This window comes from Pseudovibrio sp. Ad37 (assembly GCF_001623075.1).
GTDB lineage: Bacteria > Pseudomonadota > Alphaproteobacteria > Rhizobiales > Stappiaceae > Pseudovibrio.
The window spans coordinates 19,749-33,215 of sequence record NZ_LMCF01000211.1; the positions used below are offsets into that span (position 1 = coordinate 19,749).

At 52.3% G+C, this 13,467-nt stretch carries 14 protein-coding genes; 12 read left to right on the top strand and 2 right to left on the bottom strand.

What is annotated here, in order from left to right; all coding sequences use genetic code 11:
- Positions 1-86 precede the first annotated feature (86 nt).
- The 5 genes from rnr (at position 87) to rpmG (ending at position 5,321) form a co-directional block, all read left to right on the top strand.
- The gene (rnr, locus tag PsAD37_RS21535; protein WP_063297876.1) at positions 87-2,354 is read left to right on the top strand and encodes a ribonuclease R; all 2,268 of its coding nucleotides are present in this window, start codon (positions 87-89) and stop codon (positions 2,352-2,354) included.
- A 48-nt stretch (positions 2,355-2,402) separates the two neighbouring features.
- Positions 2,403-2,819: a DUF983 domain-containing protein gene (locus PsAD37_RS21540; RefSeq protein WP_057463365.1), complete on the top strand. Its 417-nt coding sequence runs from the start codon at positions 2,403-2,405 to the stop codon at positions 2,817-2,819.
- Positions 2,820-2,822: 3 nt separating this feature from the next.
- A complete protein-coding gene (locus PsAD37_RS21545; protein ID WP_063297877.1) occupies positions 2,823-3,584 on the top strand; it encodes a hypothetical protein in 762 nt (253 codons plus the stop codon).
- 224 nt (positions 3,585-3,808) lie between these two features.
- Positions 3,809-4,990, top strand: coding sequence for an MFS transporter (locus PsAD37_RS21550; RefSeq protein WP_063297878.1), 1,182 nt, complete (start codon positions 3,809-3,811; stop codon positions 4,988-4,990).
- A gap of 163 nt (positions 4,991-5,153) precedes the next feature.
- Positions 5,154-5,321: a 50S ribosomal protein L33 gene (gene rpmG / locus PsAD37_RS21555; RefSeq protein ID WP_008552972.1), complete on the top strand. Its 168-nt coding sequence runs from the start codon at positions 5,154-5,156 to the stop codon at positions 5,319-5,321.
- A gap of 982 nt (positions 5,322-6,303) precedes the next feature.
- On the opposite strand, the gene PsAD37_RS21560 is transcribed toward rpmG, so the two are convergent.
- Positions 6,304-6,675 carry a response regulator gene (locus tag PsAD37_RS21560; RefSeq protein ID WP_063297879.1) on the bottom strand — a complete coding sequence of 124 codons (372 nt, stop codon included), beginning with the start codon at positions 6,673-6,675 and terminating at the stop codon, positions 6,304-6,306.
- Positions 6,676-6,828: 153 nt separating this feature from the next.
- On the opposite strand from PsAD37_RS21560, the gene PsAD37_RS21565 reads away from it, so the two are divergent.
- From PsAD37_RS21565 to PsAD37_RS21580, 4 genes are read left to right on the top strand one after another with little or no spacing between them, the layout of a single operon-like run.
- Positions 6,829-7,134, top strand: coding sequence for a DUF3572 domain-containing protein (locus PsAD37_RS21565; protein ID WP_057463369.1), 306 nt, complete (start codon positions 6,829-6,831; stop codon positions 7,132-7,134).
- Positions 7,121-7,795: a hypothetical protein gene (locus PsAD37_RS21570; protein WP_063297880.1), complete on the top strand. Its 675-nt coding sequence runs from the start codon at positions 7,121-7,123 to the stop codon at positions 7,793-7,795. Before PsAD37_RS21565 ends, PsAD37_RS21570 begins: the two co-directional genes overlap by 14 nt.
- A gap of 46 nt (positions 7,796-7,841) precedes the next feature.
- Positions 7,842-8,261: a hypothetical protein gene (locus PsAD37_RS21575; protein WP_208992014.1), complete on the top strand. Its 420-nt coding sequence runs from the start codon at positions 7,842-7,844 to the stop codon at positions 8,259-8,261.
- 55 nt (positions 8,262-8,316) lie between these two features.
- Positions 8,317-9,615 (top strand): DNA polymerase IV, encoded by a 1,299-nt coding sequence (locus PsAD37_RS21580; RefSeq protein WP_063297882.1) that lies wholly within the window; start codon positions 8,317-8,319, stop codon positions 9,613-9,615.
- A gap of 1 nt (position 9,616) precedes the next feature.
- Here the strand turns inward: PsAD37_RS21580 and PsAD37_RS21585 are convergent, their stop codons facing one another.
- Positions 9,617-10,546, bottom strand: a complete 930-nt coding sequence (locus tag PsAD37_RS21585) for an EipB family protein (protein ID WP_084408042.1) — start codon at positions 10,544-10,546, stop codon at positions 9,617-9,619.
- A gap of 306 nt (positions 10,547-10,852) precedes the next feature.
- Between PsAD37_RS21585 and PsAD37_RS21590 the strand changes: the two genes are divergently transcribed.
- From PsAD37_RS21590 to PsAD37_RS21600, 3 genes are read left to right on the top strand one after another with little or no spacing between them, the layout of a single operon-like run.
- Complete coding sequence (locus tag PsAD37_RS21590; protein WP_063297883.1) at positions 10,853-11,320, top strand: RidA family protein; 468 nt, start codon at positions 10,853-10,855, stop codon at positions 11,318-11,320.
- Positions 11,321-11,378: 58 nt separating this feature from the next.
- Positions 11,379-12,146 carry a glycerophosphodiester phosphodiesterase family protein gene (locus tag PsAD37_RS21595; protein WP_063297884.1) on the top strand — a complete coding sequence of 256 codons (768 nt, stop codon included), beginning with the start codon at positions 11,379-11,381 and terminating at the stop codon, positions 12,144-12,146.
- Between the two features lie 11 nt (positions 12,147-12,157).
- On the top strand, positions 12,158-13,420 hold the full coding sequence (locus PsAD37_RS21600) for a GNAT family N-acetyltransferase (RefSeq protein WP_370446626.1): 1,263 nt from the start codon (positions 12,158-12,160) through the stop codon (positions 13,418-13,420).
- Positions 13,421-13,467: the final 47 nt, after the last annotated feature.

A 13,467-nucleotide genomic window follows, 5' to 3' on the forward strand; every position in this document is an offset into this window, starting at 1 on the left:
CCTTTTCGCGGCATAAAAGCCGCACTGGATGAGATACATTGAGCCGAAAAAAGGCCACTGAAAAAAGACACAAGGGACCGGCAGAAATGCCATCCCGCGAAGACATTCTGAAGTTTATTGCCGACAATCCCGGCAAAGCTGGTAAACGCGAAATCGCCCGCCATTTTGGTATCGTCGGCGCCGCGCGCATCCCCCTCAAACGAATGCTGAGAGATTTGACTGAAGCTGGTCATCTCGAAAAACGCCGGAAACGCATGTTGCGTCCAGGCGATCTTCCTCCTGTCTTTGTTGTAAAAATCACGAGCAGAACTGCTGACGGTGAGCTCCTCGGCATCCCGATGAACTGGGATGAAGAGCATGGAGAGCCACCGAACGTTCTCGTCTTGTCGCAAAAGAACAAAAACAAATTCAACCCCGTCCCAGGCATCGGCGACCGCGCCCTTGTGAAACTGCTGGACGATCAGGATGGATCGCCCGAAGCCAAACACGTCGTGCGCGTGATGAAGCGTCTGGAGAACCAGGACACCGACGTCCTTGGCATCCTGCGCATCAACAAAGCAACCAAAGCAGCAACTCTGGAACCAGTTGACCGCAAACAACGCGCTGTCGACCTGGATCCGCGCGAGCTGATGGAATCTGAAGACGGTGACCTCGTAAAGATCGAAGTCCACAAAGTCGGACGATACGGCACACCGCGTGGCCGCATCGTCAAACGCTTTGGGTCCACAACCTCAGAAATGGCTGTCTCCGAAATCGCATTGCACACACAGGGTATTCGTAATGAGTTCCCAGGAGCTGTCATTGCTGAATCGGAAAACATCAAGCCTGTTGGCCACAAGGGCCGTGAAGATTGGCGTGACATCCCGCTCCTCACCATCGACCCTGCGACAGCAAAAGACCATGATGATGCGGTCTATGCTCAGTTGGACAACAGCCCGGAGAATGAAGGCGGCTGCATCGTTTACGTCGCAATTGCAGACGTCGCAGCCTATGTCACTCCGGGCTCTCCGATGGACAAGGAAGCACTGCTGCGCGGCAACTCGGTCTATTTCCCGGACCGCGTGATCCCAATGCTGCCTGAGCGCATATCCAACAATCTGTGTTCCTTGCGCGAGAATGAAGACCGCCCATCCATCGCAACACGGATGGTCTTTGACAAGAACGGTAAGAAAACATCTCACTCGTTCCACCGCGTCATCATGCGCAGCGCGGCCAAACTCTCCTATCAACAGGCCCAGAAAGCCATTGAAGGAGTAACAGACGACAAAACCGGTCCTTTGTTGGAACCGGTTCTTGAACCGCTGTGGGCAACCTACGAGATTTTGAAACGGGGCCGCGACAAACGCCAACCGCTGGAACTCGACATCCCGGAACGCCGCATTCTACTCAAAGAAGAAGGCACGGTTGATCAGATCGTCGTCCCAGACCGACTGGATGCGCACAAACTCATCGAAGAGTGTATGATCCAGGCAAACGTTGCAGCCGCAGAAGAGCTTGAGAAGCGCAACTCTTCCCTGCTCTACCGTGTCCACGATGCCTCAACGCCGGAAAAGCTGGAGAACCTGAGAGATTTCCTCTCCACGCTGGACGTCAAACTGCCTCACATTGGCGGCCTGCGTCCTTCTGTGTTCAACAACATTCTCGACAAGTTCAAAGACACCGCAAGCGCAACCATGGTGTCAGAGGTCGTGCTGCGTTCACAGGCACAAGCAGAGTACAATGCCGAGAACATCGGACACTTCGGATTGAACCTCCGACGTTATGCACACTTCACATCCCCTATTCGCCGCTATGCAGATTTGATAGTGCACCGTGCCCTCATTCGCGCACTCGGCCTCGGTGATGACGGTCTGCCATACGGCATGGAAGAGAAGCTGCCTGCCATCGCAGCAGAGATTTCTGCGGCAGAACGACGCGCAATGCTGGCTGAACGCGAAACCATTGACCGACTGATTGCTCTGTACCTCTGCGAGAGAATTGGGGCTGAATTTTCGGGACGAATTGCCGGAGTGACCAAGTCTGGCCTGTTCGTCAAACTGCTACAAAATGGCGCAGATGGCTTCATTCCTGCATCTACCATTGGTATGGATTACTACGAATATGTAGAATCGGCTCATGCCCTCGTGGGCAGAGCAACTGGTGAAACCTACCAACTTGGTGACGCAGTGCAGGTCAAACTGATGGAAGCCGCCCCATTTGCGGGCTCTTTACGGTTTGAAATGCTCACAAAAGGCAAATCCAAGGGCGAAGCAGCGGGACGGGTTGCTAAGCACAAGGGTTGGCAAGCAAGAAACAACAGCAAGCCAAAAGGTTTACGCCGGTCAAAAAACGAAAATAAGCGGAAGCGCACATAAAAAAACGTGCGCTCCCCTGCATTTACGGGACGGAAAAGGCAGGTATAAATGAATACCCATCAAGATCGGAATACCGGAGAAGCGGTGCTGCGTGGCATGCGCTGCAAATGTCCTTCCTGTGGCATTGGCTCTGTCTTCGACGGTTACTTGAGCGTGAAACAGTCCTGCGACAACTGTGGTGAAGAACTTCACCACCACCGCGCAGATGATGCTCCGCCCTATTTCACAATCTTTATCGTTGGTCACGTCGTCGTTGCGCTGGCCATGTGGGTAGAGATGGCCTACGTGCCGCCTATGTGGCTCCACATGGCTGTCTGGCTGCCTTTAACCATCATCATGTCTCTGAGTCTCCTGCGCCCAATCAAGGGCGCCTTGGTCGGTTTGCAATGGGCACTACGTATGGATGGCTTTGCAACTGCCGGCAAAGCACCTAGTTTTGGCCCAACACGCGCCAATCAGAGGTAAGGAATGTCCACGGAAGACCTGACAAAAGAAGTCAAAGTTGAGCGAGCGGAAGAAAACAACAACCCAGCCGCTCAGCCTTTGAGGCCAAAAGACGCCTCCACACTGCTTATTCTGGATCGCAAGGACGATGGCTCCCTGCATCTGTTGATGGGCAAGCGTCACATGGCGCACAAGTTCATGCCTGGCAAATTCGTGTTCCCAGGTGGCCGTGTCGATTCTGAAGACAGCCGCGTAAGATATGTGCGCGACTATCATCCAGATGTTCTCGCCAAACTCAACTACGACAAAAAGCAGATCAAGACTGAAAGCCGCCTGCGTGCGCTGGCAATTGCTGCCATTCGCGAAACCTACGAGGAGGCAGGCCTGTTTGTTGGCCGCAAAACCGAAGGCGAAAGCGAACCAGCTGGTCCGGGCTTTGAAGCTTTTGACGAACTGGGCATCCTGCCGGATCTTGAGCCACTTCGCTACGTTGCCCGTGCAATCACCCCTCCAGGCAGGACCCGTCGCTTTGATGCACGTTTCTTCGCTGTTTGGGCGGACCAGATTGCGCACAAGCTGGAAACCGGCATTGGACCAACAGAAGAGCTGGAAGAGCTCCAGTGGCTGCCAATTGAGCAGTGCAAAAAGCTGGACTTGCCACGCATCACTCTAGCTGTCCTGACAGATCTTGAAAATCGCCTTGCCAAAGACCCGGATCTTTCTCCAGATGGCCCCGTGCCATATTACTACTGGAAGAACGACGGCTTCGCGCGCGAAGAAATTTAATTCTGATTATCCAAGGCGCAACAAACATATATCGCCACGATACTATGTGTTGCGCCTTGCACTTTTCCTGATAGAAGCATTTAGAGCGTTTCCCCGAAAGCAGATCTGTTTTTCGGACAAGAACACGCATGAAACACGGCTTTAGAACATGACGCGTGAATGTATATAAGCGCAAAATGGACGAAAGCACCTGCTCATAACGAGCTTGAAACGCAGTTGTGTAAATGCTTCAGACATCGGGCACTTTAGCCAATTCCCTCTCACCGAAACAGATTCGCGGCATCATTGCGGCTATCGCGGCGATCACAGCTGTTGGCCTTTCCCTGTCCGCAAGCCTGCCTCTGCTTGCACTCACGCTTGAGTATCGCGGTGTCAGCGACACATGGATCGGCATCAACACCGCATTCTCCGGCGTTGCCTCCATTGTTGCGACTCCAGTCGGCCCATACCTTGCACGCAAACTGGGCACACCCCAGGCGCTCCTGATCAGCCTGTTGGTCGCTGGCTTCTCCCTGCCCTTCTTTTTTGTGTTTGAAAACTTCTGGGCATGGTTTCCACTCCGTCTGCTATTCCACGGCGCAACAACCTCTGCCTTCATCCTCTCCGAGTTCTGGATCAACGCACTGGCACCTTCAAAGCACAGAGGCTTCCTCATGGGCGTTTACGCCACTGTGCTGGCTCTTGGCTTTGCCTCAGGGCCTCTGGTACTTGCATTTGCGGGCACAACAGGCGCACTCCCATTCTTGCTGGCAAGCGCAGGCATCATTATTGCAGCCTTACCTGTGTTGATCGGCTTCAACGCTGCGCCGAGAATCGAAAGTGAAGCAACCTCAAAGCTCTATGCATTTTTGTGGATAGCCCCAGCTGCCACATTCGCCGGATTTGTCTTCGGAGCTGTGGAACAATCAGGCATATCATTGCTTCCTTTGTTCGGCCTCAAGATTGGCCTGACAGCGCAAACTGCGACCCTGCTCGTCTCTGCAATGGCTGCCGGCAACATGGTACTCCAGATCCCGCTGGGGCTGCTCTCTGATCGCATGAACCGCCGTCACCTGCTGATCTATTGCGGAGCTTTTGGTGTGATCGGCGCACTACTTATGATCCCGCTCTCCGGCAGTTTTTATGGCATCTGTGCTCTTCTCTTTGTCTGGGGCGGCGTCGTGGCCGGGCTTTATACAGTTGGCCTCACACACCTTGGTGCGCGCTTTGATGGGGCTAACCTGGCTTCCGCCAATGCAGCCTTCGTTCTCATGTATTCCGTTGGCCAGTTGGTGGGCCCTGCCAGCACCGGATTTGCTCTTTCCGCGTGGGGTGCGGACGGACTACCACTGGTATTTGCAGGATTCTTGGGCGCATATGTAATTATATGCCTGATAAGGGGGACAAGACTCGGCTCAGCGCCCTAATGCATCTTGACTTTAGCCCTGTGATTAGTAATGTGCGCGCTGAATTCCCAAAGTTTCCCCGGAAGCGCACCCTACCCGAAGCGAAGGTGTGAGGGTGCCACCGGGACAAACAAAACAACCGGCCACTTCTTAAAAAGGCCGAAAACAGACAGGATCCTTAGCGATGGCCAAGGCGACCACCATTAAGATCAAGCTGCAGTCCACTGCGGACACCGGCTACTTCTACGTGACCAAAAAGAACTCCCGCACCATGACCGAAAAAATGGTGAAGCGTAAATACGACCCAGTCGTAAAGAAGCACGTTGAGTTCAAGGAAACCAAGATCAAGTAAGTCTTGGCTTCATCTGAATTTTCAAAAAAGGCGTTTGCAATCTGCAAGCGCCTTTTTTGCATGCATACTCAAGAGCGCACCCTCACAGCACTCAAACGCAAGTAAGAATCGCTAACTTAACCCTCCGATGACAACCCGCCTGCGAGCCTGAACCACTCAATTGTTAGGGGTAGACAACATTTCCTCACACAAGAGGAAGTGGACTGAGTATAGTCCACTCAACACGGTCAATTCCGCTTCAAATTCAATGAGAACTGACCATCACGATCACTTTGACACATAAGAAAACTGCCCAGACTGAATGACTCATCACACCGGTTACACGCCTCAGGCAACCTCTCCGCACACCAACTCTGGCATAGACGTACAGAATCCAGCGCAAACAGCGTCAGATGCACAAGCATATGCTTGCGAGCGTCAACCCTTAGAGATTTGGAAGAAGTGGTGGCCGGCGAGAACCGGATGACACGAGGAGGCCACTCAGAACCCGCTTACTCGCCGGCCAACCCCACGGACCCAGGAGATGCGGCGGACCTGAGCGCTCCGTAGGGAAACTATGAAGCAGTATTGCCGGGGCTTATTCAATCAACCAAAGGCCAATACTGCAATTTTGCAGTCAATAATTTCATGAAACTGATGATTTCGTATATCACCATCGCAACATTTACGACTTTAGTAAAGCTTTAAGCTAATTGCGCTCCTGAAAATGGAGGGGATTCTTCACCTATACACAACAAAAGGAAAGAAACCGCCGATTATCAAGAGGCATACGCACAGAAACCCAACAGTCCCCACAAGACTCACTCGGTGATTTCATCTAGTTTCAAAGACCTACGACTTTTGATGAGAGTCTTTCACTCAATGAAAACTGGTAAGATCAAACAGATTACTAAAACTTTGCTTTCTGAGGATTGGCAAATCCACAACTTCTAGCTGAGCACAATTTACCAATTAACCACAATCACAACTAATCACGGTTGTATTATGTATCCTTCAGGAACCCTGAGACCGTCTCCAGGAAGCTGCTAACAGAGATTGGTTTGGAAATGTAAGCCTCACACCCGCCCTGGCGAATGCGCTCCTCGTCCCCCTTCATGGCAAAAGCAGTCACCGCAATCACAGGAATGATCTTTAAGTCATCATCCTCTTTGATCCACTTAGTCACTTCAAGCCCTGAAACTTCAGGCAGCTGGATATCCATCAGGATCAGATCCGGTTTATGTGCACGAGCGAGCTCAAGCGCTTCCATACCATTGCGAGATTGCAAGGTCGCGTACCCATGGGCTTCAAGCAGATCGTTAAACAGCTTCATGTTGAGTTCGTTGTCTTCAACAATCAGCACGGTCTTTTGCATCAGTTCAGTCCTGCACAGAATGCCGCCCCAAAAATGGTTTAGCCATAAATAAAGGTGTGGTGCAGCCGCGTTACGACTGGCATTGGGACAAGTCCCACACTAAATTTCCTGCTACATAGTTAATTCGGATTCGTTTCAGAAAGGCAAACACCAATGAATTTAGGCAAAACCGGCAGTTTGACCGAAGATACTGCACAGGAAATTGCAATTGGTGCCCTTACATTTCTTGGCAGCGAGCCTGAACAGCTCGGTCGCTTCCTGTCTTTAGCCGGGATCGGGCCTCAAGAGATTCGCGATGCAGCAGCCGAGCCAGGCTTCCTGGCAGGCGTCCTTGAATTCCTGATGCAGGACGAACAACTGCTGCTGGCCTACACCGAAAGTGTCGGCGTCCGCCCAACCATGATTGCTGCTGCCCATCTTAAACTTGCTGGAGGCGTAGATTTCCTTGCCCAACATTGAGACCGCAAGCGCATTGCAGCAAATCAAAGAGATAGAAAAACGCGCCCACCCGCTTCTCATCTGCGACGTGGACGAAGTCCTACTGCAGTTCATCCCGCACCTTGAGCGTTTCATGAAAGATCATGGCATTTCCTTCAAGGAAACCGCCTACCGCCTCAAGGCAAACATGGTCTACACGCAAACAGGTGAAAATCTGACAGACGATGCTTGCATGGCAGTCATTCATAACTTCTTCGAAAGCGAAGTCGGCAAACAGGAAGCCGTCCCGCATGCAGCTGAACAGCTTGAGCGCCTGTCAAAGCTCTGCGACATCGTCATCCTGACCAATCTGCCCGGCAGCCACAACAAATCCGCCCGCGAAAATCTTCTCACACGCCTTGGTATGGACTACCCGCTTGTCACCAACGAAGGCCCAAAAGGCGGAGCTGTCGCCGCTCTGTGCGCCGAACGGGGGCATCACCCAGTCATTTTCATTGACGACAGTCCGACCAATATTATCTCCGTCGGCAAAAGCACCCCTCACGTTCAGCTCGTACATTTCATTGCCGATTCACGCTTCTTCGCAACCGCTGGAGATCTGCCCAACGTTGCCCTAAAGAGCAATTGCTGGAAAGAAACAGGCGATTTTATTGAAAATCTGCTGGTCGCTGCGGTAAGGTAAGCTCACAGCTGTAAGTGAACCTTTCACAAAACCAGAGAATCCAAGCGTGGAACAACTTTCAAGCACGACCCTCCAGTATTTTCTGGAGCGTTTCGGACATTTAAGCGGAGCGATATTGCAAAGTGCCCTGTTCACCTCTGGGGTATCCGGTGGCCCTGGCTCCATGCTTCTGGAGTTTGCAGCACGAGACTCCCAACGCCCAGCAACCTCTCCGCAAGGTGCCATCAGCAAGCTGAGGATCAGGATCGAAGAGAGCCTGGAGTTCAATCTCCATGAACCGGGCGGCGGGACTTACACCACGATCAAACACCCCATTGTCGGCATGTTTTTGCAAGACAAGTTTTTCCTGAACTTTGATCCCGTCAATTCAAAAGACTGGACCATCGAGGAATGGGACAAAGACCAGATGCGCAAATCAGTGTTTTATGTGGCTGGTGCGCGAATTTCCTGGGAGATTGAGGACTAGGTCATGCTACAGACCCAGCATCTGACATCCGAAAACAACCCAAGGCCTGGTTTCCATGGCAACTGAGGCCACAGCACCTCTAAAAGCACTCTGCAGAGACTGTACACACAGGTTTCGGGCAGACCTGACGCGCTGCCCCAAATGCGGCAGCCCGCGCATCCTTGCCCACGCAGAACTGGATACACTCGAAATCGCGCATATCGACTGTGACGCGTTTTATGCCTCCGTCGAAAAGCGTGAGAACCCAGAGCTGGCAGATCGCCCTGTCATTGTCGGCGGTGGCCAACGCGGCGTTGTCTCCGCAGCGTGTTACATCGCCCGCATTTACGGCGTGCGCTCTGCCATGCCTATGTTCAAAGCTCTTGATGCCTGCCCAGATGCCGTTGTTATCAAACCGCGCATGGATCTGTATTCTCACGTTGGCCGCCAAATTCGCGAAGAGATGGAAAAACTCACCCCACTTGTCGAACCCCTGTCCATTGATGAGGCCTTCCTGGACCTCTCCGGCACACAGAGACTTCATGGCGCGACACCAGCTGAACTACTCGTCCAGTTAGTGAACAAGATCCAGACAGAATTCAGGCTCTCAGTCTCCGTCGGCCTCGCCCCCAACAAGTTCCTCGCCAAAATCGCCTCAGACTTGGACAAGCCCCGTGGCTTTTCTGTCATTGGCGATGCGGAGAAGAAAGAATTCCTCGCCAAACAACCAACCAGTGTCATCTGGGGCGTAGGCAAGGTATTTCAGGGCAAGTTGGAACGGGACGGCATCAAAACCATCGGCCAGCTACAACTCAAAGACCCGACAGACCTTGCCCGCAAATACGGCGCCATGGGCCTTCGCCTCGCGAAGTTGTGTCAGGGAGAGGATGACCGGCACGTCTCCTCAAACAGAGGCGCAAAAAGCATCAGCGGCGAAACCACATTCAACACAGATGTCTCTGACGTCACTCAGCTCTCAAAAAGCCTTTGGACGCTGACTGAAAAGGTCTCCTACCGCACCAAAAAGGCAGAAAAATCCGGCAGGTCCGTCACGCTGAAACTCAAGACAGCCGACTTCAAAACCATCACCCGTTCGCGCATGCTGCACGATCCCACCCAGTTGGCCGACAAGATCTTCCGCACAGCAGACGATCTGCTGCACAACGTGGCTGACGGCAAAATGCGGTTCCGTCTCATTGGCGTAGGGATTGGAGATTTAGGTCCGGCAGATCAGGCCGACCCGGAAGACCTGCTGGACGAGCAGGCGGAAAAACGAGCCAAAGCAGAACGGGCAATGGATGCCTTGCGCGGAAAATTTAAAGACAGCTCAGTCGTCTCTCTTGGCCGCTCCATAAAAGCACCCAGCAAGCGTTGAACTAACGCAACTGCTCTTTCTTGATCGCCCCTGCAAACGGTGCACTCACTTCCTCTTCAAGCACCACTGAGCTTCCGCAAGTACTGACATGTACCATAGGCTTCAGGTTCAGCTCAACCAAAGCACCTTCCAGTTCAAACACCCCATAATTCAGGTTCATGCTTCTGGAGACCCCATTTTCATGAAGTACTGTCCGTAACTGGTAATCCGGCATCCGTTCACCGCGCGCACCATCGCTTAAGTTGAAGTAGGCAATAGAAACCGGCCAGGCATCTGCATCTCCTAGTGCGTTCGGCAAGGAAAGCTGATCAGAGCGCTGAGACAATGGATCAGCCAGTTTGCGACCAACAACGGTGGTTGCCTCAAACAACTGCTCACCGGTGACACTGCCATCATACAACTTGGAAACCATAAAGTGTTGCCCACCCGCAGCGCCATCAATCACGCTGTGCAGATGCTGCAGCGGGAACATGATGGAACCATCAAAGCTCAGCTTCTTCTCATCCGGCCCGCTCAAATCCACGTCCACTTTGGAACTTTGATGCTCCGCAGTGCCTTGTGCCTGTTCCGCCAGAAAATCATCGATGAAGGTTTTGTAGGCAAACGAAAGTTGAGAATTGTCCGGCGATTCAAAATAGGTACTGCGCAGGTCCGTGATCGTCTCCTGTCCCTCGTCATCAACACTCATCACCACAAAGCGCAGGTCCACAGTAAATCCATCACAAACAGAACCGGATAGCTCATAGACCATACGCCCGTTCACATCAGAGATGTCCGCTCCATTTTGGGCACTCGACAATCTCATGTCATAAACGGCTTTGTGAGGCTGAAGATCGGCGGCACTGCTCAACGAGGGAAGCAGAAGAGAACTCAAAGTGAGGGAAGAACCTGCAATCCCGCAAAGACAATGTCCCAAGCGTAGTTTCAGCATAAAACCTCCGATCATGTCGGAACAAAAGACACGTGGGCATGCCTCTCTTCCATCGTTGAAGAGTGCATAAACGCCACCGCCAACGCAAACATTCCGCCAAGGAAATCAGTGCTAGGGTAAATCTTTCAAATTAGATACACGTTTCCCACGTAGACAACGCCCCATGCACCCTTGCAACCATAGTGATTCTAATGTGAGTCTGCGCCTCACCTTGCAGACCACGGCTTCGTGAAGAGATAAACTCTTGAGTTTTCGTGGATTTGCATCACTTATTGCAAAAGATCATTCCGACCGGAGGGAAAACGAATGTCTGATACAATCCAGCAGAATCTTGAGAAGCTTGGCGTCACACTGCCGGAAGCCGCTGCTCCTGCTGCCAATTATGTGCCTTTCGTAAAAACCGGAAACCAGCTTTTCATCTCCGGCCAGCTACCAATGCAAGATGGCAAAATCGCAAAAACCGGTAAGGTTGGCGCTGACCTGAGCATTGAAGATGGTGTGGAAGCAGCACGTCTTTGCGCAATCAATCTGCTGGCACAGGCAAAAGCTGCCACTGGCGATCTGTCTAAAGTGGTACGTCTTGTGAAAATTGTTGGCTTCGTCAATTCCAATGGCGACTTCGGCGACCAGCCAAAAGTCATCAACGGTGCATCAGACTTCATGGTTGCCGCCCTAGGTGATGCTGGCCGTCACACGCGCTCTGCCGTCAGCGCTGGAGCTCTGCCATTCAATGCAGCTGTTGAGATCGAAGCAATTTTTGAAGTTGCCGACTAATTCTGCTCTGATCCTCAGAACATCTCCCATTTATTGAAGAAGCAAGTTCGAATAATCCATGCAAGATCTATCCTGGCTCACCGCTCGCCCGATCGCTCACCGTGGCTTCCATAACAAAGAAGCAGGCATTCTTGAAAACACCCCATCTGCGGTCAAAGCTGCTGTCGAAAACAACTTCGCCATTGAAGTCGATCTGCAGGAAACCAAAGACGGTCAGGTCATCGTATTCCACGATCCAAACCTTGAGCGCCTGACACACAGCGAAGGCAAAGTCATCGACTTCGATCTGGCTGACCTGCGCAACCTCTCCATGCGAGGCTCCACTGATCCAATGTGGACCCTGCAAGAGCTGCTCGATCTGGTCGACGGCAAGGTGCCGCTGGTTATTGAAATCAAAACCCTGAACCTTGCAGAAGGTCAGGATGAGTTCATTAAAACCATTGCCAAAATCCTCAGCGATTATAAAGGTCCGGCAGCAATAAAATCCTTTGACCCGAAGATGCTTCGGACCATGAAGGATGTCGCTCCGCAAATCCCGCGCGGCTGCATCTCCATGACCACCCTGAGCGAGAACGATCACCTGCACCTGACAGAACACGAGATCGAGAAAATCTCCTGGATGGTGCACATGGCAGGCACAGACCCGCACTTCGTCTCTTTCTTCGTAAAAGATCTGCCAGCAGATGGTCTAAGCTTCCTGCGTGAGTTCTATGGCCTGCCTGTCATGACATGGACCGTTAGAACCAAAGAAGATCGTCTCAACGCGGCCAAACACGCTGACCAGATTGTCTTCGAGGGCTTCAATCCAGACGAAGATCCACTTTAGGACCAATTGATTTGCCAGTACCACCATCACCCGTTCTGAAAGTTCTCTCATCATTGGATGAGATACCCAGCACCGACTGGGACGCACTGGCAAATCCCGGCACGCCGCCGATCCTTTACGATCAACAGGATTGGATCGATTCACCTGAAACGACCCAATCCGCACCAAACTCGCAAACTGAATCAACTTCTCAAGTTTGCGAGTTTAACCCAATGCTTTCACACGCCTTTTTACAGGCGCTAGAAGAAAGCGGATGTGTCGGATGGGACGCAGGCTGGATCCCGCAACACATCTGGTGGGAAGAAAATGGCAAACCAATCGCTGCCATCCCAACCTATGCAAAAAGCCACAGTCAGGGCGAATACGTTTTCGATTATCCATGGGCTGAAGCATTTCAGCGTGCTGGTGGAAACTATTATCCCAAACTGCAATGCTCCATTCCCTTCACGCCTGTACCGGGACGTCGCCTCTTAATCTCACCAGAGGCCAACCGACCAGAAACGATCAAGATCCTCACCATAGGCCTGAAAGAGCTGGCAACACGCATCGAAGGCTCATCAGCCCATCTCACCTTCCTTACTGAGCAGGAGTGGAAGGAACTGGGCGACGAAGGCTTTCTGTTACGAACAGACCAGCAGTTCCATTGGGAGAACAACGGCTACAGCGACTTCTCCGAGTTTCTGGAAGTCTTATCCTCCCGCAAACGCAAAAGCATCCGTAAGGAGCGTAAGACCGCGCTGGACCACGATATTGAGGTGGAATGGATCACAGGCCCGGATTTACAAGAATGCCACTGGGACGCGTTCTATGAGTTTTACGTAGACACTGGCAATCGCAAATGGGGTTCGCCTTACCTCAACCGGGAATTCTTCTCACTCCTCAGCGAAAGACTGGCTGACCACACCTTGCTCATCATGGCAAAGCGCAATGGCCGCTACATTGCAGGCGCGCTCAACATGATCGGCGGCGGCACCCTGTATGGTCGCAACTGGGGCTGTATCGAGAACCACCCCTGCCTGCATTTCGAGATCTGCTATTATCAAGCCATTGAGTTTGCTTTGTCGCGCGGTCTGCAACGTGTTGAGGCTGGCGCGCAGGGAAGCCACAAACTCGCCCGTGGCTACATGCCCAACCTCACCTACTCCGCTCACTGGATTGCACACCCTTCGTTAAGGAATGCAGTCGCACACTATCTGGATCAGGAGCGCCAAGCCGTTCTGCATGAACAGAAAATCCTGTCGGAACACGGACCGTTTCGCCAACAGGACACCTAGAACCTACATTAAGACACCCCCACAAGATTCTGAAGAGACTCACGAAT

Coding starts and splice junctions, on each gene's coding strand:
- rnr (WP_063297876.1), top strand. CDS start 87: ATGCCATCCCGCGAAGACATTCTGAAGTTTATTGCCGACAATCCCGGC.
- PsAD37_RS21540 (WP_057463365.1), top strand. CDS start 2,403: ATGAATACCCATCAAGATCGGAATACCGGAGAAGCGGTGCTGCGTGGC.
- PsAD37_RS21545 (WP_063297877.1), top strand. CDS start 2,823: ATGTCCACGGAAGACCTGACAAAAGAAGTCAAAGTTGAGCGAGCGGAA.
- PsAD37_RS21550 (WP_063297878.1), top strand. CDS start 3,809: ATGCTTCAGACATCGGGCACTTTAGCCAATTCCCTCTCACCGAAACAG.
- rpmG (WP_008552972.1), top strand. CDS start 5,154: ATGGCCAAGGCGACCACCATTAAGATCAAGCTGCAGTCCACTGCGGAC.
- PsAD37_RS21560 (WP_063297879.1), bottom strand. CDS start 6,675: ATGCAAAAGACCGTGCTGATTGTTGAAGACAACGAACTCAACATGAAG.
- PsAD37_RS21565 (WP_057463369.1), top strand. CDS start 6,829: ATGAATTTAGGCAAAACCGGCAGTTTGACCGAAGATACTGCACAGGAA.
- PsAD37_RS21580 (WP_063297882.1), top strand. CDS start 8,317: ATGGCAACTGAGGCCACAGCACCTCTAAAAGCACTCTGCAGAGACTGT.
- PsAD37_RS21585 (WP_084408042.1), bottom strand. CDS start 10,546: ATGCTGAAACTACGCTTGGGACATTGTCTTTGCGGGATTGCAGGTTCT.
- PsAD37_RS21590 (WP_063297883.1), top strand. CDS start 10,853: ATGTCTGATACAATCCAGCAGAATCTTGAGAAGCTTGGCGTCACACTG.
- PsAD37_RS21595 (WP_063297884.1), top strand. CDS start 11,379: ATGCAAGATCTATCCTGGCTCACCGCTCGCCCGATCGCTCACCGTGGC.